The sequence below is a fragment of the Bifidobacterium sp. LH_743 genome (assembly GCF_056355775.1).
In genome coordinates, this window is the sequence record NZ_JBKESZ010000004.1 from 44,782 (window position 1) to 64,324 (window position 19,543).

Genomic DNA, 19,543 nt, shown 5'->3' on the forward strand with positions numbered 1-19,543 from the left:
TAGACATGTGTCCGTCCTCGTCAGTGTACCGTACCCATGATCACGGGAAAGTGCTCCATCTCGCCTTGCGTCGCAGTCTGCCGTGAAACGTCAGAACGTCAGATACGATACGACAGGCAGTGTGAACAGGCTCGCCACGGTGGTGGCCAGCACCAGTCCCACCGCGTATTCGGGCATATTATGCTCGCGTTCCGAGAACATGACGATGGCGCTCATGGTCGGCAGTCCCGCGATGATCGTCATCATATCCGCCATGCTGCGGGGAATCGTTCCCAGGCCGAGCATCGGCGGCACGGTGACGAGCAGCGCATGGAACGCGATGGGAAAGAGCACCATCTTGACCGCGATGCCCACATACAGCTCGTACCGTTTCAATACGCCAGCCCAGTCACGCAGCACGAACAGCCCACCGAGATAGATCATCGACAACGGTGTGGAGATGGCGCCAAGCGAATGCAGGGGAGCGATCACCGCCTGCGGTACCGGAATGCCGATGAGCACGATCGCGATCGCCAGAATCACCGCCACCAGTGCGGGGCTCAACATGCCGAGGATCCTCGACCCCAGCGTCTTTGCCGGATGCTCGTCCATATACGTCTGCCGATTCGCCTTCGGCTTGGTGATCCATACCCCGTAGGTCCAGAAAAGAATTGATCGGTCAGCGACATCAGTGCGAAATACAATGCGCCCTGTTTGGGAAACAGGGCCAGAATCAACGGAAGCCCGATGAATCCGGCGTTGCCGAAGATGAACGCGCCCTGGAACATGCGTCCACGCTCGCCCGGCAAACGAAGCAGCTTCGCCAGCAGCCACATTGATAGGATGAGCAACGCGTACAACACGATTGTGATGCCGATGACCGCCGCAGAACCGAACAGGTCCTCGCGAGTGGTCCCGGAAACGGCATTGGAGAACACCAACATCGGAATGCCCACGTTCAGAATCAGACGACACACTCCCTGCAGGGAATCCTCGTTCAATAGTTTCGTCCTGACACATACCACGCCCACAACCAGCATGACGCCCATGCCGATGAGCTGGTTCAGGACCACGGAAAACTGTTGCATGCATCCACCTCTCTTGTCAGGCATCCAACATAAGAGGCGGGTGGGAAAACAGTCGATATGCCGACGTGATACCGATCGAGCAGGGAGGCCCCGAACCGGCATCGGCATTCAGCGAATCAGTTCGTCGAATGCCTGGGGGATGGCGGCGATGACATCCGTGGCGACGATCGGATGGCCTACCGCATTCGCGGAACTCCTAGTGGCGTGACCGTACAGACGCGGACGGCACCAGCCGCGTTGCTTCGATCCGCTGGCGATCGCACCAGCAAGCCCATGCATGTATGCGGCGGCCGCCGCCACTTCCGGCACCAAAGCGGGATCGTCGTTGAGCAGATCATCCTGTTGCGCCATCAACGCTCCCAACATGCCGGCCAGTACGTCTCCCGAACCTGCGGTGGCCATCCATGCGGGTGCTCGTCCCGACAGGATGATTCGGTCGCCTCCGTCGCCGTCGGAACCAACCACAATGGTGACGGCACCTTTGAGAAGCACCGTTGCGCCGGTCAGCTTATGCGCCCGCAACGTCGAACGTAGGGGATTGGCCTCCACCTGTTGCCTGGAAACGGGCTCGGCAGCATCGCCGTCCAAACGGTTCAGCAAAGCGGCCAATTCTCCGGCATGCGGCGTGGCCACTACCTGCGGCGCGACGCGATCCGGCAGCAGATCCAATGCGCCTGCATCCACCACGATGGGAGGCATGGCCAAGGCCCGCGCGTTCATCTCGTCATCGGTCTCATGCAAAGCGTAATGCTCCAGCAAAGCCGCGGTTGTGACGCGCTGCGTGTCATCCTCACCCATTTCAGCGCCTGCGGCCGGCACTCCGGAACCAACCACCCACGACTCGACCCTTCCCTTGCCGAGCACAGCCTCCGGCAATACGGAGAGTACCATATCCTGCGCGCGTTGAGGTCCCAGATACCGCACCATGCCGGTATTCGTCCGGGCCGCGGCCCTCGCCGACAATACGGCGGCACCGGGATAGCGTGTCGAGCCAGTCACCAATCCAACCACGCCACGCGAATACTTGCCATCCGCAAGCCGAGGCAGACGAATCGAATCCGAGACAAAATTGCCATCCGTCATCTCGGCGAGCGGAACGGCGTCATCAATGTCGAAGCCAAAGTCCACCAACGTGACCCGGCCGCACGCGTACGAGGCGGGAGGCACCATCGCGCATGGCTTCATCGCGCCAAACATCACCGTTGCATCCGCGGGAATGTACGGTCCCGGCAGCGAACCGTCATCAACCCCCACCCCGGACGGCACATCGATGGCCACTACCAACGGCAGATCGGCGGACGGCTCATTATCCGGCAATGCGGGTTTGTCCGGCAGCTCGCCATCCGATCCAATGGACGCGGCCAACGTACCTGCGATGCCCCGCAATGCGCCGACCGACCCGATGCCGGTCATCGCGTCAAGCACTACATGCGAGCTCCTCGCATATTCAATCGCCGCCTGAAGCCTCTCACCGGCCTCGCCTGCGGAAAATCCGGATGTGCATCCCGGAATATCGGCCGCTGAATCAAGCACCAGTACGCGCCCGCCGGCATGCACGAATGCCCTGAATGCCTCCTCATGCAAAGAACGTCCGACCGCAATCGCGGTCACCTGTGCCCCCTCATTCGCCAATTTGGCGCCCGCGTACAGTCCATCGCCACCATTATTCCCGGCACCAGCCAACACGGTGACACGCGCATCCTCAATCGGAAGGTCCTCGTCATCGAGTAGCGCCATCGTCACTTGAGCGGCGGCGGAAGCCGCCATGCGCATCAGCGGCACGCCATCGTCCAGCAGAGGACGTTCCAACTGCCGTACGGTATCCGCTGAATAGGAGCTGTACAGCAGCGTTTGCAAACGGTCGGCATCATTGGAGACATCCATGGAAAAATCCTTTCCTCTGCATGGAACCACAAACCCTACTTTAGTCGTATAGTCAAAGAAAAGGCCTATTGGCCCGGACATGGACGTCGGACAGGGGAACGGAGTGCGACATGGCATACATCGAAATGAGAAACAGCACCAAGCGCTACCATATGGGATCCACCACCATCACAGCCAACGACAATGTGTCCTTCACCATCGACAGAGGAGAACTCGCCATCATTCTCGGTGCATCCGGCGCTGGAAAATCGACAGTGCTCAACATTCTGGGCGGCATGGACACCAACACCTCGGGACAGGTGATCATCGACGGCAAGGACATCTCCGGCTACACACCCAAACAGCTGACCGCATACCGTCGGACTGACATCGGATTCGTATTCCAGTTCTACAACCTTGTGGCGAACCTCACGGCACGTGAGAACGTGGAGCTCGCCTCCCAGATCGTCTCCGACGCGCAGGATGCCGACAGCGCGCTCGCCGACGTGGGATTGTCCGATCGGGCCGATAATTTTCCCGCGCAGCTGTCCGGCGGCGAGCAGCAGCGAGTGGCGATCGCACGCGCGGTGGCGAAGAATCCGAAGATTCTTCTTTGCGATGAGCCTACAGGTGCGCTTGATTACAACACGGGCAAGCAGGTGCTGCGTATTCTTCAGGACATGAGTCGTAAAAAGGGCGCGACAGTGGTGATTGTGACGCACAATTCAGCAATTGCCCCAATCGCTGATCGAGTGATACGTATGCATGACGGGCGTGTCTCATCGATCGAAACCAATTCGCATCCGATGGACATCGAAGAGCTCGAATGGTGATACGACACGCTGTGGTGCTTCCGATTTGCATGATTGGATGATTCGTGTAATATATGTGACTTGTGCACGGAAGCTTGTCTTCCGGGCGGGAACATTCCTGCGTAGCTCAGTTGGCAGAGCATCCGACTGTTAATCGGACGGTCACTGGTTCAAGCCCAGTCGCAGGAGCGAAATCCCAGATTATATGTTTGGGATGAATAACATTCCTGCGTAGCTCAGTTGGCAGAGCATCCGACTGTTAATCGGACGGTCACTGGTTCAAGCCCAGTCGCAGGAGCTTAGATGGAAGCCTTTATGGGAGTAGGGTTCCGGCATGATTCAAGTGAGAATTACGGGAATGTTCCAGACCGTAGTTCTCTGACATTCTCAGACAAAACTCGTGTCGAGTGCATGAAATTGTTTCAACTTAGTCTCTCCCTGAATAGAATTACTCCAAAGTGTCGAGCACATTGTCGACAAGCGTGCGCCCATGCGATGCATTCGTCTTGAGTCGGGGAAAACGGCGCAACACGTTGTCCGGACTCGCGCCCGCAGCACGTGCCACATTCGATTTCGATTCGCCACGCGCCACGGCGATTTCGGCAAGCCTGTCCACCAAGGAATCCGACACCTGCCGCAGCTGTTCCGCGACCCATAGCTGGGCGAGCTCGGGGGAAAGGGCGTAATCGTCCTGCAGTTCGCTTGACGCTTCCTGCACGGCCGCCCATAGCACCATGAATGGCTTGCGATAGTAAGCGATGCGCTCCTGGTCTGGTTCGTCCTGCAGCTGTTGCAACGCCTTGCGTTGCGTGGTGTTGTCGCTCATGCGTTACATCGTATGCCACACGAGGAGACGTCTGTGGCAGCTTCGGGCGCGACACGCCCGAAGCATGTGGATAAGTGCGGTTCTCCGACCACAAGGTCGTTTTGATTGGACAACCGGTTCGCAACGATGGCATGCTTTCGATTCCCGACCGCAACGCAGGCAAAGGAAATCACCATGGATAGCAGAGAATACCGTCGGCGAATTCGCCGCAGCAGAATGTCCGATGATGCCGAGGAGCGCAATCGCCGTCGATGTGCGGCCGCGATGATCGTATGTGTGTCGGCGAGCGCCGCATTCGTGGCTTGCGGTCTGCGAGTTCCGCCGGCATATGCGCATGCGGAGACCGCCACGGCGGGTGATGCTGCGCAGGTGGAATGCCGGGCGTTGATGCGATGGCCTTTGGAACAGACGCGAATCGTCGGCGCATACGATGCGCCGGCCAAACAATGGTTGCCGGGCCATCGTGGGGTGGATTTGCAGGCCCGGGCGCAGGATGCCATTCTCGCGCCTGCAGACGGGACGATCGCCTTCAGTGGCAAAGTGGCTGGCAAATCCGTAGTGACTCTTCGCCATGGCGCGAATGCGGGGAACCTTACATCGACGTTCGAACCGGCCGCCACGACACGCGCGGTTGGGACATCCGTCGTCAAAGGGGAACGTTTCGCACGTGTCGAAGGTGCTTCGGAGCACTGCTCCGATCAGTGTCTGCATTGGGGTCTCAAAGGCATTGGACGTGACTATTCGGATCCATCAGGCAGAGTGGAGGCGATGAGGGTAGGTCTTAAGGCAGCATGATCGGCTTGTCCCATGCATCTCGTTGCCGTGGAGTCGCGGCTTCGGAGGAAAGTGCGGCATGACGGTTATGATGCTGTATGTACAACGGATTTCGAGAAGCGGGAAGCTTATGATCAAGGAATACACGCGGCCTCTGGAACATGCGATCGATGCGGACAGGAACATCTTCTCAGTGCTCGAGAAGCGTGCGGAACGCACTCCGAACGACAATCTGGTTGAATACAAGAACGACCAGGGAGAATGGGATGCGTTCACCGCCGCACAATTCAGGGATAAGGTGGTGGCCCTCGCCAAAGGGCTTATCGCGCGCGGCGTGATGCCCGGGGATTCCGTGTCCATCATCGCGCACACATGCTGGCAATGGACGGCGCTCGACGTGGCCATCATGTCCATCGGCGCGCTCACCGTTCCGGTGTATGAGACGAACTCGCCGGCCCAAGTAAGGATGATCTTCAACGACGCCAACGTCAAAATGGCTTTCGCCGAGGACGACGCCCAGCGCGACAAGATTGAATCCGTGCGCGGGCAATGCTCCGATCTCGGTGACGTGTATGTCATTGGACTTGGCGCTCTCGATACCATCATTGAATATGGCCATGCGGTCTCGGATGCTGAGTTCCTTGAACGTGAACAGGCGGTCAAGGGTTCTGATTTGGCCACCATCGTGTACACATCCGGGTCCACCGGCACACCAAAAGGCGTCGAATTGACGCACGCCAATTTCGTGTTCATCACCTATTCCGGTGTCAATTCCATGCCGGATATCGCCATGAAGCCGAATCGTCGCCTGTTGCTGTTCCTGCCGTTGGCCCACGTATTCGCAAGGTACATGCAGTTCTTCTGCTTCGCCGGCAATGTCTCGCTTGGCCTTTCCAGCAATCTGAAGACCATTCTCGCTGATTTCAAGGCGTTCAAGCCGACATTCATCCTCGCCGTGCCAAGGATTTTCGAAAAGATCTACAACGCGGCATCGCAGAAGGCCGGTTCCGGTTTCAAGGGACGTGTGTTCGCGGGCGCCACCCGTACCGCATATGACTGGTCCCATGCTCAGCAATCAGGCAAGGGGATTCCCTTCGCGTTGAACGCGAAGCATGCCTTGTATGACAAGCTGGTGTATTCATCGATCATGGACGTGTTCGGCGGTCATGTCGAATACGCGGTCTCCGGTGGCGCGCCGCTGGACTCCTCCATCGCGCACTTCTTCAACGGCGTCGGTCTTCCGTTGCTGGAAGGCTATGGCATGACCGAAACCTGTGCTCCCTCAAGCGTCAACCCGACCGAAGGCTACAGGATAGGCACCATTGGACTGCCCTTGCAAGGAGTGACCATGGGTGTGGACGAAGATGGAGAGCTGTGCATCAAAAGTCCTGCCGTGTGCGCGGGTTACCATAACAATCCCGATGTCACCAGGCAACAGATCGTTGATGGATGGCTGCATACCGGAGATCTTGGTTCCATTGACGACGACGGTTTCGTTTCCATCGTCGGTCGTAAGAAGGATCTCATCATCACCGCTGGCGGCAAAAACGTTTCCCCGTGCGAGATGGAGGCCTCCATCATGACTTCGCCGGTGGTGAGCCAATGCGTGATGATCGGCGACCGTAGGCCCTTCATCGCGGCCATCATCTCCCTTGATTTGACCGAGACGAACCTGTGGTTGGAATCCAAGGGTGCGGAACGCGTTGCCGATCTGGATGAAGCCTCGAAGAACCCCATTGTGCGTGCCGAGGTCGAACGCGCGGTCAACAAGGCCAATGAGCTCGCTTCGCGTGCCGAGTCGATCCGCAAGTTTGAAATCGTCCCCGATGAGTTCACCGAGGAGAACGGTCTGGTCACGCCGAGCATGAAAGCGCGCCGGCAAGCTGTGGTCGAGCATTATCGCACCTTGATAGACAAGGTCATCTATGTGCCGAGGAAGCCGGCGTCCCACGCCGAATAAGCTTTGAGCACTATCCAAAAGAAGCCCGGGAGACGTTGTTCCACATCTCCCGGGCTTCTTCCGGATTCCATCACAGTTGAGGCGGCGGTCACAGACCGGCGTCCGCCAGGGATATATAGTTGGGTTCGATCAGGGTCTTCTTGAGATTACCCGCGCTTATCGCCAGAACGTCCTCATGGATGGTCGGCGTTTTCTTTCCTTCAACCGTCGTTGAGATGATGAAGTCGAACTTGGACAGCTTGCCTGCGACGTTCAAACGCACGCAAGTCCGTGCGATGTCCCTGGCCAGGGTCTTGCGATTCTCCATCGCGGTCATCCATTGTTTGCCGTTGACAATATTCGGCATGGAGCTGATATATGCTCCGTATCCGGTGATGATCGGCCACTGCGCGTTCTCCTCATCATCCGATTCCTTGTTGCCGTCATCATCGGTCGAGGCGCTCGTAGGACTGGGCACCGTCTTTCTCTCCAGATCTTTTTTCCCGGTGATGCTATCCACGATGCCGGAGATGGTGATGGACGGATTGACGTCCGCCGAGGAACCGGTATAACCGAGTTTTGCCAATTCATCGGCTACGTTCTTTGCCACATAGTCGTTGCATGAGATGATGCCGTCGATGCGGGTGGGGTGAGTGTCGTCCTCATCCATGCCGAGACGTTCGGCGAGTGCGGATTTAACCTGCTCGGCTTTCGCGGATTCGAACGCCACGGATTGCCAATCGGATTCATCGGTTGACGCGGTGAGCGTTCCGGAGGGGGAGACGGCCTTGCCGTCCTTGAAATACGGTCCGAGAATCTGCCAGATTCCCTTGAACACATGCTGTGCGAAGGACGTGTCCTCCTTATTGCCGTGCTCGTCCGTCTCATCGTAGGGGAGCAACACCTCGATCTGCTTGGGGGCATTGGAAGACGCTTTGTCGAGTTCGAGCTTGCTGACAAGTTCCCGTGCCTGCAGCTTTCCGATCTGCTCGGCGGTGACCATTGGAACGTACACGTCCGGAGCGTATCCCTGGAGAGTGTTGGAAACCAGAACCACCTTCATGCCCTCGTTCTGGGCGAGGCGCAGTGCCGATACCAGACGTTGCGCCGATTGCGCATGATCTTTCGCATCCTCGTCCGACGCATCGGAATCCCAAGTGATGCCATGTCCCGCATAGTCGCCGTACTGCCTATCGGATTCCGACAGATCCGCGACCGGTGCCACCACCAAAGTGGTTCCGCCCTTCGAGGATGAATGTTCGGAGCCGTTGATGTGGTCCACCACATAGTCCTGCACGCTTTGACTCTGCTTGGCGAGATTCGAAGAGGTCTTGACGGTGATGTCGCCACTCTTGACGCCCTCTTGCTTCAATGACGACACGATTTCGGGAACGATCTTCTCCCATTTGCTCAATGGCGTCTGCTGGGAGATGGTGATGCCGTCGGCCGGCGTGAAGATCGCCACGCTGCCGGTCGGATTCACCGTGCTGGACTGTGTGGCCTTGTCCTGCGGCTGCGCGCCGTCATTGGACGAGCACGCGCCCATGACAGCCACCATGCAGGCCGATGCCAGCAGGGCGAGCAGCCGTTTCGTCGTGGTCGTGCGATGCAGTGTCATGCCATGTCCTTTGCGAAATACGGTGGGCGGATTTCTCATACTGACCATCGATTGTAATATCCGAGCATTGAAAAACCCGTATACGCGTGTAGACGCATACGGGTTTCCCTTTGAGAGCCGACGATTATTCCGCCAATGCCTTCGCCAGATTCTCATCGAGCGCGTCCATGAAGCCCTCGGTATCAAGCCATGGCTGGTCGGGACCAATGAGCATGGCGAGGTCTTTGGTCATCTGGCCGCCTTCGACGGTCGAGATAATGACCTTTTCCAAAGTCTCGGCGAAATGCCTGACCTCCGGAGTGCCATCAAGGTCGGCACGGTGCTTCAAGCCGCCCGTCCATGCGAAGATAGAGGCAATCGGGTTGGTCGAGGTCTTCTCGCCCTTCTGCCAACGGCGATAATGGCGGGTCACCGTGCCATGTGCCGCCTCGGCCTCGACGGTCTGCCCATCGGGGGTCATCAGGACGGAGGTCATCAGGCCAAGTGATCCGAAGCCCTGTGCCACGGAATCGGACTGCACGTCGCCGTCGTAGTTCTTGCAGGCCCAGATGTATCCGCCATGCCACTTCAAGGAGCTGGCCACCATATCGTCGATCAGTCGGTGCTCATAGGTCAGTCCGGCCGCCTCGAACTTGTCCTTGTATTCGGTTTCGAACACTTCGGCGAATATATCCTTGAACTGCCCGTCGTATGCCTTGAGAATCGTGTTCTTGGTGGACAGATACACCGGATAGCCGCGCATCAGTCCGTAATTGAAGCAGGCTCGGGCGAATCCGCGGATGGAGTCGTTGACGTTGTACTGCACCTGGGCGACGCCGCCATCGGGGCCGTAGTTGTACACGACGTGCTGGATGGGTTCGCCGCCGTCTTCCGGCGTGAACGTGACGGTGAGCTGTCCGGCTCCCGGAACCTTGAAGTCCGTAGCCTTGTACTGGTCGCCGAATGCATGACGGGCCACGACAATCGGCTTGGTCCATCCCGGCACCAGACGCGGCACATTGCTCATGACGATCGGCTCGCGGAAGATGGTTCCGCCGAGGATGTTGCGAATGGTGCCGTTGGGGGACTTCCACATCTTCTTAAGGCCGAATTCTTTGACGCGAGCCTCGTCCGGGGTGATGGTGGCGCACTTGACACCGACGTGCTCCCGCTGGATGGCCTTCGCCGCGTCCACGGTCACCTGGTCGTCGGTGGCGTCTCGGTTTTCAATGCCCAGATCGTAGTAATCCAGGTCCACGTCGAGATATGGCAGGATCAGACGGTTCTTGATGTCCTTCCAGATGACGCGGGTCATTTCGTCGCCGTCGAGTTCGACGACTTTGCCTTCGACCTTGATTTTGGCCATGGTTTGTCCTCCTGTCAGGATTGAGGTGATGAATCCCGTCTTAATACATATGTGTTAATTACGCGCGGAAATGTCCAAAACCATGGAAGGACACGCTTGAAGCCACTGTCATAGCTGAGCATTAGCCTTGAAACCATGTCTCAGGAAATTGAAATCGGTTTGGGCAAGAAAGGCCGTCTGGCCTACTCGCTGGACGATGTCTCCATCGTCCCCTCCCGTCGTACCCGTGACCCTCAGGACGTATCCACTTCCTGGCAGGTCGATGCCTATGAATTCGACGTGCCGGTCATCGGCGCTCCAATGGATTCCGTGACCAGCCCGGCCACGGCCATCGCCATGGGCAAAATGGGCGCGCTCGGCGTGCTTGATCTTGAAGGGCTGTGGACTCGTTACGCTGATCCTCGGCCGCTGCTTGACGAAATCGCGCAGTTGCCGGCGGACAAGGCCACTGAGCGCATCCAGGAGATCTATGCCGAGCCAATCAAGCCGGAGCTCATCGTCGAGCGCCTGCATGAGATTCGCGACGCCGGCGTCACCGTCGCCGGAGCGTTGTCGCCCCAGCGCACGCAGGATTATTATTCGACGGTGCTTGAGGCGGGCGTCGACCTGTTCGTCATCCGTGGCACCGTTGTGTCCGCGGAGCATGTCTCCAAGGACCACGAGCCCCTCAACCTCAAGAAGTTCATCTATGACCTGGACGTTCCGGTCATCGTCGGGGGTGCGGCCAACTACACGGCGGCTTTGCATCTGATGCGTACCGGCGCGGCCGGCGTCCTCGTCGGCTTCGGCGGAGGAGCGGTCTCTGCCAACCGCAACACGATCGGAGTGCATGCGCCGATGGCCACGGCCATCGCCGACGTTGCCGAGGCGCGACGTGATTACATGGATGAATCGGGTGGTCGTTACGTGCAGGTGATCGCCGATGGAGGCATGGGTGATTCCGGAAGCTTTATCAAGGCCTTCGCTCTCGGCGCGGATGCGGTGATGCTTGGCTCTCCGTTGGCCCGTGCCAAGGAAGCACCCGGCCAGGGCATGCACTGGGGTGCCGAGGCGCGTCACCAGACATTGCCGCGTGGTTTCCGTACCAACGTGGGAACCGTGGGCACTTTGGAGGAAGTGATGTTTGGCCCGAGCCACAACGCGGATGGCACCACCAATTTCGTCGGCGCTCTTCGCCGGGCCATGGCCACCACTGGTTATGTCGATCTGAAGAGCTTCCAGCGTTGTCCGGTCACCGTCACCCCGAACCGGTGACCGAATGATCGCGGCCCACCCCTGAAGGGTGGGCTGTCCATATATTCGATAATTCCCTCCATCGACTTGACGGGGGGAATTTCTTATGTCTAAATGGTCATTACGTCCTTCTCAGCAGAGTCGGATGACATCCGATAAAGGAGGCCATTTTATATGGACGATTTATTCAAAGAAGATGTTCCACCTCCGGGTTCGCAATCCAATCCCGAGCAGGAGGTGGATAACGAAGATGTTTTGCGAGATGACGAACTGGACAGGATTCCATCATCAGGATTGGATACGTTATTGGACTTCAACGAAGAAGATAACCGGCTGTTAGAACAGCTGAAAAGAGAGAAGAGAGCCCTTTCCTCATACGATGGTTTTCTGGAATCGGAATTGTCTCACAAACGCATCCCGTATCATATCGTCCGCATCGACGACACGCCGTGGGACGTCGGGCAGGCTCATTATCTGGCGCTTTTGGGGGCGCGCCTGTCGTGTGATGTCATCGACATCTTCCGTGGCCGCCGGAAGCCGGCGCACGTTGAACGCATCTTAACGGAGGACTGCATGCGTCGGTTGAAGACGGCGTCAGGTCTTTTGATCAATCACATGAAGGAGGACATCAGACTTCACGCCAGGTTCGGTCTGCTGCCCATCAACGTGTTCATGGTCAGCGGATGGCTGGTTTCGCCGACGAAGTTCGAATGCACCGTGCTGCTCAGCATCGGTGACCTGCGGATGAGCTGCAATACGACCTTCGTGTTCAAGGGATCCGTATGGAGATGCACCGTGGCTGATTTCGGCTGACGTTTTTTAAAGCGGAATATTAAGGCAAAACCCTTGAGATTGGCTATTTACAGCTGATTTCAAGGGTTTCCAGTGCGCCTTGGAAGAACGGCAACTACTATAGAAACCATGTTGAGAGAATTTGTACCGGAACCGGCTTACAGCACCACGGATGAGGACACGGTCTACGCATTGCTGGCACGTCGTGCGGGGAAGACCCCGGATGACCTTATTGCGCAATGGCAGGATGACGATACCAGGCAATGGCATGATGTGACGGCGGCCCAGATGCTCGCTCGCGTGCGCGCTGTGGCGAAAGGACTTATCGGTCTTGGCGTTAAGCCGGGAAACATGGTGGTCATCTATTCCCCGACCTGTTATGAATGGGGTGTAGTGGATTTTGCCTGCGCCGCGATCGGTGCGGTGAGCGTCCCGATATATGAGACGGATTCGGCCAAGCAGGCAGCCTCCATTGTCGAGGAGGTTGAGCCAATCATCGCCTTCGCCGGGGATTCCTCGCACACACAGACCCTTGAACAGATTCGCGACGAATATGAGGGATTGCGTTATGTGTTCAACTTCAAAGCCGATGGACTCGATGCGGTCGTGGATTTCGGGGAGGGTATCGACGACGACGCGCTTGATCGGGCCATTTCCCGGGTCAAGGCGGACGACATGCTCACCATCGTCTACACGTCGGGCTCCACGGGACGCCCGAAAGGCGCGATGCTGTCCCATCGTAATTTCACCCATATAGTGCTTAACGGCTATATCATCCTCGACGACATGCTTTACCAGCCGAATCGGTTGATGCTATTTCTGCCGTTGGCGCACTGCTTCGCCCGTTACATCCAGTACGTGGCCATCGGCGGTCAAGGCGTGGTCGGCTATCTTCCCGGCGCCAAGCACCTGCTCGCCGATCTGCGCAGCTTCAAACCGACATATCTGCTTGGCGTGCCCCGTGTGTTCGAGAAGGTGTACAACGCCGCATCGCAGAAGGCCGGTGCCGGCATCCGCGGCAGAATCTTCGCCAAGGCGTTCGAGCATTTCGTCCAGTGGTCCAAGGATGAGCAGAATGGGGCCGGACATTCCCTGATCGCCCGCACCGAGCATTCGTTCTTCATGTCCACTGTCGGCAAGTCCATCCGTTCCGCGCTTGGGCCGAATCTGAAATATCTGGCATGTGGAGGGGCTCCGTTGAATGTTGACCTTGCCCACTTCTTCAATGGCATGGACGGTATCACGTTCATCCAAGGATATGGTATGACGGAGACGGCGGCTCCGATGATCGTCAATTGGCAGAACACGAACCGTGTCGGTTCCGTCGGCAAACCCGGACCTGGTATGGGCGTGCGCACCGACGATGATGGAGAGCTGCAGGTCATGGGTCCCAACGTCTTCCTCGGCTATTACAAGAACCCCGAGAAGACCGCCGAGGTCAAAATGCCCGACGGTTGGCTCAGAACAGGGGATTTGGGCGCCATCGACGACGACGGATTCGTATATATAACCGGCCGCAAGAAGGACATCATCATCACGGCCGGGGGCAAGAACGTCAGCCCGGCGCCGATGGAGGATATCATCGACACCTGCCCGATAGTGTCCCATGCGGTGGTCATCGGAGATGGAAAGCCATTCATCAGCGCGCTGATTGAGCTGGACCCTGATATGGTCCGTTCGTGGCTTTCCCAGCAGGGACTGGACCGCGATATGTCCATGGAACAGATTGCAGAGAACGACGCGGTCCGTGCATTCGTTCAGCAATATGTCGAAAAAGCGAACGCGAACGTCTCCCGTGCGGAATCCGTGCGCAAATTCGAAATCCTCAGTGAGGAATTCAACCAGCAGGACGGTACTCTGACCGCGAGCCTGAAGGTCGTTCGTCCCAAGGTGCTGCAGCGTTACGAGGACATCATCGAGAACGTCATCTACGCTCCGAAACAATCCGGCAGGCCATTGCCGAAGACGGTCCAGATTCTCGATCGCACCACGGAAACGGTCAAGCAGGCATCGGAAAGCGTGCGACAGGCTTCCGAATCGGTCAGTCCGAAGGTTCGGCAGGCATTTGATACCATGCAGGAGAGAATCAAGAAACAGTCCGATGAATCGGATGACAAGGCGAAATCATCCGCCGAACCTTCCGAAACCGAGGATTCGGATAATAGCGAGGAGCGTTAATTTTGGCAATCCGTGAGATTCGAGTCGTACCTGATCCGGTGCTGCGCACCCCATGCGACCCCATTAGGGAGATCACGCCCGCCGTGCGTCATCTGGTGCAGGACCTGTTGGACACCGTCGACGATCCGGGACGTGCTGGTCTGTCCGCCAACCAAATCGGTGTGAGTCTGCGCGCGTTCTCCTACAACATCGACGGCAAAATCGGCTATGTGCTCAATCCCGTGCTGGAGGAGACCAGCGGAGAGCAGTATGGCGATGAAGGCTGTTTGTCCGTTCCGGGATTGTGGTACAAGACACGCCGTGCGGATTACGCACGGGTGCGTGGCATCGATTTGGATGGCAACACCGTCGTTCTGGAAGGCCATGGCATCATGGGACGCATGCTGCAGCATGAAACCGATCATCTGGACGGCCATGTCTATCTCGATCGTCTGGAAAAAGAGGAGCGACGCGAGGCGATGCGTTACATGCGTAATCATCGCAAGTAACTAGGAAACCGATGGTGTCACGGGGTCACGTCCATGAAAGACGTGGCCCCGTGATATTTTTATTTTTGTGTGCCATTCCGGCGGGAGACGTTGTCGCGAGCGTCCCCAGCCACCCAATATTGTCAACCGGCGCACAACCAATTCGCGTCATGCTCGTGACGGCCTGTGTCGGTCGGCTGATGTCCTCAGGACGTCGGCTGCACGCAGGAACGCATGGCCAGGCAAGAACCGACAAGAAAGAGGTAGCGATACCATGGCTCAGATCACTATGAGCGACATGCTGAAGGCAGGTCTGCACTTCGGCCACCAGACCCGTCGTTGGAACCCGAAGATGAAGCAGTTCATCCTCACCCAGCGCAACGGCATCCACATCATCAACCTGTTCAAGTCGCTCGACATGATCGACAAGGCCTATGACTTCATCAAGGCCACTGTTGCCCACAACGGCACCGTGCTGTTCGTCGGCACCAAGAAGCAGGCCCAGGAAGCCGTCTCCACCCAGGCCACCCGCGTGAACATGCCGTACGTTTCCGAGCGCTGGCTCGGCGGCATGCTGACCAACTTCCAGACCGTGTCCAAGCGCGTCTCCCGTCTCAAGGAACTTGAGGAGATGGACTTCACCGACGTGCATGGTTCCGGCCTGACCAAGAAGGAGCTGCTGCTCCTCGAGCGTGAGAAGGACAAGCTGGCCAAGCAGCTGGGCGGTATCCGCAACATGAACCGTACCCCGTCCGCCATGTTCGTGGTCGATGTGAACAAGGAGGCCCTGGCCGTCGAGGAAGCCCACAAGCTGGGCATCCCGGTCGTCGCCATCGTCGACACCAACGCCGATCCGGAATCCGTTGAGTATCCGATCGCCGCTAATGATGACGCCATCCGTGGCATCGAGTTGCTGACCAGCCTCATGGCCGACGCAGTGGCGGAAGGCCTGCTGGAGCGTTCCGGCAAGGCCGCCAAGGCTGAAGGCGAATCCGAGCAGCCGATGGCCGCTTGGGAGAAGGAGCTCCTCACCGAGGGCGCTCCGGCCGCCGAAGCTCCGGCTGCGGCTGAAGGCGAAGCCAAGGCCGAGTGAAACCATGCTCTATGATGGGAGGCGTTGCACCTCCCGTCATAGAGGCATCACCAAATTTTCAGAGGAGACAAATCAATGGCAGCAATCACTGCAGCTCTGATCAAGCAGGTGCGCGAGGAAACCGGCGCCGGCATGATGGACGTCAAGAAGGCACTGACCGAAGCCGAAGGCGACGTGGCCCGCGCCAAGGAGATCATCCGCGCCAAGGGCATTCAGGCCGCTGGCAAGCGCGAAGGTCGTAAGGCCCAGGAAGGCACCATCGCCTCCACCGTTGTCGAGTCCGCCAACGGTCAGACCGGCTACGCGGTCGAGCTGAATTCCGAGACCGACTTCGTGGCCAAGACCCCGAAGTTCGTGGAGTTCGCCGATAGCGTGCTCGATGACGCCGTCAAGGCCGGAGCATCTTCCGTGGATGATGTTCTGGCAGCCGCCTCCGGCGACTCCACCGTGAAGGAAGCCGTCGAGGAAGCCGCGGCTTTGTTCGGCGAGCACGTCAAGGTCGGTCAGTTCGCCAAGGTCGAAGGCCCGCATGTCGAGGTCTACGCCCACAAGAAGTCCGCTGAGATGCCGCCGAGCATCGTGGCCATGATCGCCACTGATGAGGCCGGCGCCGCCGTGGCTCATGAGGCCGCTCTCCAGATTTCCGCAATGGGCGCCCAGTGGCTGACCCGCGAGGATGTCCCGGCCGATGTGCTGGAGTCCGAGCGTCGTGTGGCCACCGAGAAGACCACCGAGGAGCTCAAGAGCAAGGGCAAGCCGGAAGCCGTGATCGAGAAGATCGCCCCGAAGATCGTGGAAGGCCGTCTTGGAGCTTTCTACAAGGAGACCGTGCTGCTCGAGCAGGCCTATGTCAAGGATCCGTCCAAGACCGTCGGCGACCTGTTCAAGGAAGTCGGTGGCTCCGCGCTGTCCTTCGCTCGCGTGGAGGTCGGCAAGGGCGACGCCGAGTGAATCTGATATGAGACGGGCCCGCATTCCCCATGCGGGCCGGCATATCCCCAACGGCCGCAATCTCCATCGGATTGCGGCCGTTTTCTTTTTCCTTCAAGCCATCGTGTTTCCGGTGTCTGCGTTTGCCGATAGTCTTGAGAGCGGTAATTTCATGGGTTTTCGGGTAAGAAAGGCATTTCATGACTGGCGAAAACACTGGTGACAATCCCCGCAGGGTGTTGCTCAAGCTTTCCGGCGAAGCGTTTGGAGGCGGAAAAGTCGGTATCGACACCGCCGTCATCCGTCGTATCGCGGAGGAGATCGTCCCCGCCGTCAAACAAGGCGTACAGGTCGCCATCGTCGTGGGCGGCGGCAACTTCTTCCGCGGCGCCGAGTTGCAGCAGGCTGGAATTGATCGTTCCCGCGGCGATTACATGGGCATGCTCGGCACTGTGATGAACTGCCTCGCATTGCAGGATTTCCTCGAGCAGGAGGGACAGGCAACCCGTGTGCAGACCGCCATCACCATGGGTCAGGTGGCCGAGCCTTATATTCCGCTCAAGGCCATCCGTCATTTGGAAAAGGGCCGTGTCGTGATTTTCGGCGCAGGTGCCGGCATGCCGTACTTCTCCACCGATACGGTGTCCATCCAGCGTTCCCTGGAGATTCATTGCGATGAGGTGCTGATGGGCAAGAACGGTGTGGACGGCGTGTATACCGCCGATCCGCGCAAGGACGAAAACGCCAAGCGTTTCGCCACGCTGAGCTATAATCGCGCGCTGGTGGACAATCTTGCCGTCATGGATGCCGCGGCGCTTTCCATGGCGAGGGACAATCGTCAGCGTATCCGCGTCTTCGGTCTGGAAGGCGCCGGAAACGTGACCCGCGCGCTGCTCGGCGACGAGATTGGCACCATGGTTTCCACCGCTGAATCCAAGCTTGCCGAGTGAAGACATTCAACGTCGAATATCGATTGAAACAACAGTATAAGGAGCAAAACAATGGCAACTATCGTTGATCAGGCCAAGGCCCAGATGGCCAAGTCCGTGGAATCCACCAAAGAGAACTTCTCCGGTATCCGCACCGGTCGTGCGAATCCGGCGCTGCTTAACGGCATCACCGTCGATTATTACGGTGCTCCGACCCCGCTGAAGGCCGTCGCCACCATCGGTGTGCCGGAACCGCGCACGCTGGCCGTCACCCCGTTCGACGCGTCCCAGGCCAATGCTGTGGAAAAGGCGTTGCGAGACTCCGATCTTGGCGCCAGCCCGCGTCGTGACGGCAACGTCATCCGTCTGACCATGCCGGAGCTGACCGAGGAACGCCGCAAGGAATATGTCAAGATTGCCAAGGGCAAGGCTGAGGACGGAAAGGTCGCGGTGCGCAACATCCGTCGTAAGGCCAAGGAATCGCTTGACAAGGCAATCAAGGACGGCGACATGGGCGAGGATGAGGGCGATCGTCTGCTCAAGGAGCTGGACAAGGTCACCAAGCAGACCACCGACGAACTTGACGCTCTGCTGGAAACCAAGCAGAAGGAGATCATGGAGGTCTGAGTCTCCATACCTCCATATCAACAATCGACGCACGGTACCACAGGGGAGAACATGACGGGGCATCAGGAGCAACACGAAAAGGAAGCCGAGGCCATCGACGCCATCAACAAGAAGACAGGGCGAAACATGCCACAGGCCATTGGCACGGCTGTCGTCCTCATCGCCATCATTCTGGCGTGTCTGCTGATCAGCGTCGACCTGTTCGTCTATCTGGTCGTGTTGTTCATGATGCTCGCCCTGTGGGAACTGCGCGTCGATTTCGCCACTGTGGGATTGCACATTCCCGTGGTGACGCTGTGGGTGTGTTCGGCCGCGACACTGCTGGCCACGTATTACAGCACCCATCATATTGTGGCGATGACGGTCTGCGTATTGGTCTCGCTGCTGCTGGTCGCCATCGCGGCCAGCGCCAAGGTGACGTTTGGCAGCCGTCTCTCTCTGGCAGTGGCGGACAAGCTGTCGCATACCGATGCCGGCGCTCGTCTGGAATCGTCTTTCAACCATGAGCAAGGTGAGATCAGCCACAGCCGTCTGAGCCATGTGGCCGTCTCCATGTTCACGGTGCTGTACATCCCATTGCTGGCCTCCTGCCTGATCATGCCGTTGACCTTCAACAACCATCCCGTGGCACATGCCATCATGCTGGTGTTCATGCCGGCTTTGAGCGATACCGGTGGACTGTTCGCCGGCGCTTGGCTCGGCAAGCACAAGCTCAGCCCGCGCATCTCCCCGAAGAAGTCCTGGGAAGGTCTCGCCGGTTCCATCCTGTTCGCCATGGTCGGTTTCTTCATCTCGATGTTCTGTACATATGAACCTTCCGTATGCGTGTCCCGCTGGTGGGTGCCCGTCATCGCGGGCGTCATGATCGGCGTTGCGGGAACGTTCGGCGATTTGTGCGCGTCCATGCTGAAGCGTGACATCGGCATCAAGGACATGGGGCACCTGCTCAAGGGCCATGGTGGTGTGATGGATCGCGTCGACTCCATCCTGCTGTGCGCGCCCTTCGTGTGCGTGCTGCTATGGGCCACCGGAATGTGAGAAAGGGACGGC

At 58.3% G+C, this 19,543-nt stretch carries 18 protein-coding genes and 2 tRNA genes; 14 read left to right on the forward strand and 6 right to left on the reverse strand.

Annotation, left to right across the window (positions count from 1 at the left end):
* Window positions 1–90: 90 nt before the first annotated feature.
* The 3 genes from AC1ATL_RS06450 to AC1ATL_RS06460 all read right to left on the reverse strand — a co-directional run bounded on the left by AC1ATL_RS06450 (window position 91) and on the right by AC1ATL_RS06460 (window position 2,951).
* On the reverse strand, window positions 91–546 hold the full coding sequence (locus AC1ATL_RS06450; protein ID WP_476569439.1) for an AEC family transporter: 456 nt from the start codon (window positions 544–546) through the stop codon (window positions 91–93).
* Complete coding sequence (locus AC1ATL_RS06455) at window positions 540–1,067, reverse strand: AEC family transporter (RefSeq protein ID WP_476569441.1); 528 nt, start codon at window positions 1,065–1,067, stop codon at window positions 540–542. Before AC1ATL_RS06455 ends, AC1ATL_RS06450 begins: the two co-directional genes overlap by 7 nt.
* A 108-nt stretch (window positions 1,068–1,175) precedes the next feature.
* Complete coding sequence (locus AC1ATL_RS06460; RefSeq protein WP_432622573.1) at window positions 1,176–2,951, reverse strand: bifunctional ADP-dependent NAD(P)H-hydrate dehydratase/NAD(P)H-hydrate epimerase; 1,776 nt, start codon at window positions 2,949–2,951, stop codon at window positions 1,176–1,178.
* Window positions 2,952–3,061: 110 nt separating this feature from the next.
* Between AC1ATL_RS06460 and AC1ATL_RS06465 the strand changes: the two genes are divergently transcribed.
* The 3 genes from AC1ATL_RS06465 (at window position 3,062) to AC1ATL_RS06475 (ending at window position 4,040) form a co-directional block, all read left to right on the forward strand.
* The gene (locus tag AC1ATL_RS06465; RefSeq protein WP_432622571.1) at window positions 3,062–3,763 is read left to right on the forward strand and encodes an ABC transporter ATP-binding protein; all 702 of its coding nucleotides are present in this window, start codon (window positions 3,062–3,064) and stop codon (window positions 3,761–3,763) included.
* A gap of 95 nt (window positions 3,764–3,858) precedes the next feature.
* Window positions 3,859–3,931 (forward strand) — tRNA-Asn (locus tag AC1ATL_RS06470).
* Window positions 3,932–3,967: 36 nt separating this feature from the next.
* Window positions 3,968–4,040: transfer RNA gene (locus AC1ATL_RS06475), tRNA-Asn, on the forward strand.
* 150 nt (window positions 4,041–4,190) lie between these two features.
* On the opposite strand, the gene AC1ATL_RS06480 is transcribed toward AC1ATL_RS06475, so the two are convergent.
* The gene (locus AC1ATL_RS06480) at window positions 4,191–4,568 is read right to left on the reverse strand and encodes a transcriptional regulator (RefSeq protein WP_432622569.1); all 378 of its coding nucleotides are present in this window, start codon (window positions 4,566–4,568) and stop codon (window positions 4,191–4,193) included.
* Between the two features lie 174 nt (window positions 4,569–4,742).
* On the opposite strand from AC1ATL_RS06480, the gene AC1ATL_RS06485 reads away from it, so the two are divergent.
* Both AC1ATL_RS06485 and AC1ATL_RS06490 read left to right on the forward strand, forming a co-directional pair.
* On the forward strand, window positions 4,743–5,363 hold the full coding sequence (locus tag AC1ATL_RS06485; protein WP_432622567.1) for a M23 family metallopeptidase: 621 nt from the start codon (window positions 4,743–4,745) through the stop codon (window positions 5,361–5,363).
* A 109-nt stretch (window positions 5,364–5,472) separates the two neighbouring features.
* Window positions 5,473–7,302 carry an AMP-dependent synthetase/ligase gene (locus AC1ATL_RS06490; protein ID WP_432622597.1) on the forward strand — a complete coding sequence of 610 codons (1,830 nt, stop codon included), beginning with the start codon at window positions 5,473–5,475 and terminating at the stop codon, window positions 7,300–7,302.
* An 88-nt stretch (window positions 7,303–7,390) separates the two neighbouring features.
* On the opposite strand, the gene AC1ATL_RS06495 is transcribed toward AC1ATL_RS06490, so the two are convergent.
* Complete coding sequence (locus tag AC1ATL_RS06495; RefSeq protein WP_476569444.1) at window positions 7,391–8,899, reverse strand: type 1 periplasmic-binding domain-containing protein; 1,509 nt, start codon at window positions 8,897–8,899, stop codon at window positions 7,391–7,393.
* Between the two features lie 124 nt (window positions 8,900–9,023).
* A complete protein-coding gene (locus AC1ATL_RS06500) occupies window positions 9,024–10,244 on the reverse strand; it encodes an NADP-dependent isocitrate dehydrogenase (RefSeq protein WP_432622563.1) in 1,221 nt (406 codons plus the stop codon).
* 135 nt (window positions 10,245–10,379) lie between these two features.
* Here AC1ATL_RS06500 and AC1ATL_RS06505 point away from each other — a divergent pair, with 135 nt between their 5' ends.
* The 9 genes from AC1ATL_RS06505 to AC1ATL_RS06545 all read left to right on the forward strand — a co-directional run bounded on the left by AC1ATL_RS06505 (window position 10,380) and on the right by AC1ATL_RS06545 (window position 19,531).
* The gene (locus AC1ATL_RS06505; RefSeq protein ID WP_476569446.1) at window positions 10,380–11,498 is read left to right on the forward strand and encodes a GuaB3 family IMP dehydrogenase-related protein; all 1,119 of its coding nucleotides are present in this window, start codon (window positions 10,380–10,382) and stop codon (window positions 11,496–11,498) included.
* A 153-nt stretch (window positions 11,499–11,651) separates the two neighbouring features.
* Window positions 11,652–12,290 carry a hypothetical protein gene (locus tag AC1ATL_RS06510; protein ID WP_476569448.1) on the forward strand — a complete coding sequence of 213 codons (639 nt, stop codon included), beginning with the start codon at window positions 11,652–11,654 and terminating at the stop codon, window positions 12,288–12,290.
* A 108-nt stretch (window positions 12,291–12,398) separates the two neighbouring features.
* Entirely contained in the window at window positions 12,399–14,447 is a 2,049-nt protein-coding gene (locus tag AC1ATL_RS06515) for an AMP-dependent synthetase/ligase (RefSeq protein WP_476569450.1), read from the forward strand.
* 2 nt (window positions 14,448–14,449) lie between these two features.
* On the forward strand, window positions 14,450–14,935 hold the full coding sequence (locus AC1ATL_RS06520) for a peptide deformylase (RefSeq protein WP_026645923.1): 486 nt from the start codon (window positions 14,450–14,452) through the stop codon (window positions 14,933–14,935).
* A 253-nt stretch (window positions 14,936–15,188) separates the two neighbouring features.
* Window positions 15,189–16,007 (forward strand): 30S ribosomal protein S2, encoded by an 819-nt coding sequence (rpsB, locus tag AC1ATL_RS06525; protein ID WP_432622555.1) that lies wholly within the window; start codon window positions 15,189–15,191, stop codon window positions 16,005–16,007.
* 75 nt (window positions 16,008–16,082) lie between these two features.
* Window positions 16,083–16,958, forward strand: a complete 876-nt coding sequence (gene tsf / locus AC1ATL_RS06530; protein WP_026645925.1) for a translation elongation factor Ts — start codon at window positions 16,083–16,085, stop codon at window positions 16,956–16,958.
* 179 nt (window positions 16,959–17,137) lie between these two features.
* Window positions 17,138–17,887, forward strand: a complete 750-nt coding sequence (pyrH, locus tag AC1ATL_RS06535; protein ID WP_476569453.1) for a UMP kinase — start codon at window positions 17,138–17,140, stop codon at window positions 17,885–17,887.
* A 51-nt stretch (window positions 17,888–17,938) separates the two neighbouring features.
* Entirely contained in the window at window positions 17,939–18,493 is a 555-nt protein-coding gene (gene frr / locus AC1ATL_RS06540) for a ribosome recycling factor (RefSeq protein WP_003809323.1), read from the forward strand.
* Window positions 18,494–18,544: 51 nt separating this feature from the next.
* The gene (locus AC1ATL_RS06545) at window positions 18,545–19,531 is read left to right on the forward strand and encodes a phosphatidate cytidylyltransferase (protein ID WP_476569456.1); all 987 of its coding nucleotides are present in this window, start codon (window positions 18,545–18,547) and stop codon (window positions 19,529–19,531) included.
* The last annotated feature ends 12 nt before the right edge of the window (window positions 19,532–19,543 follow it).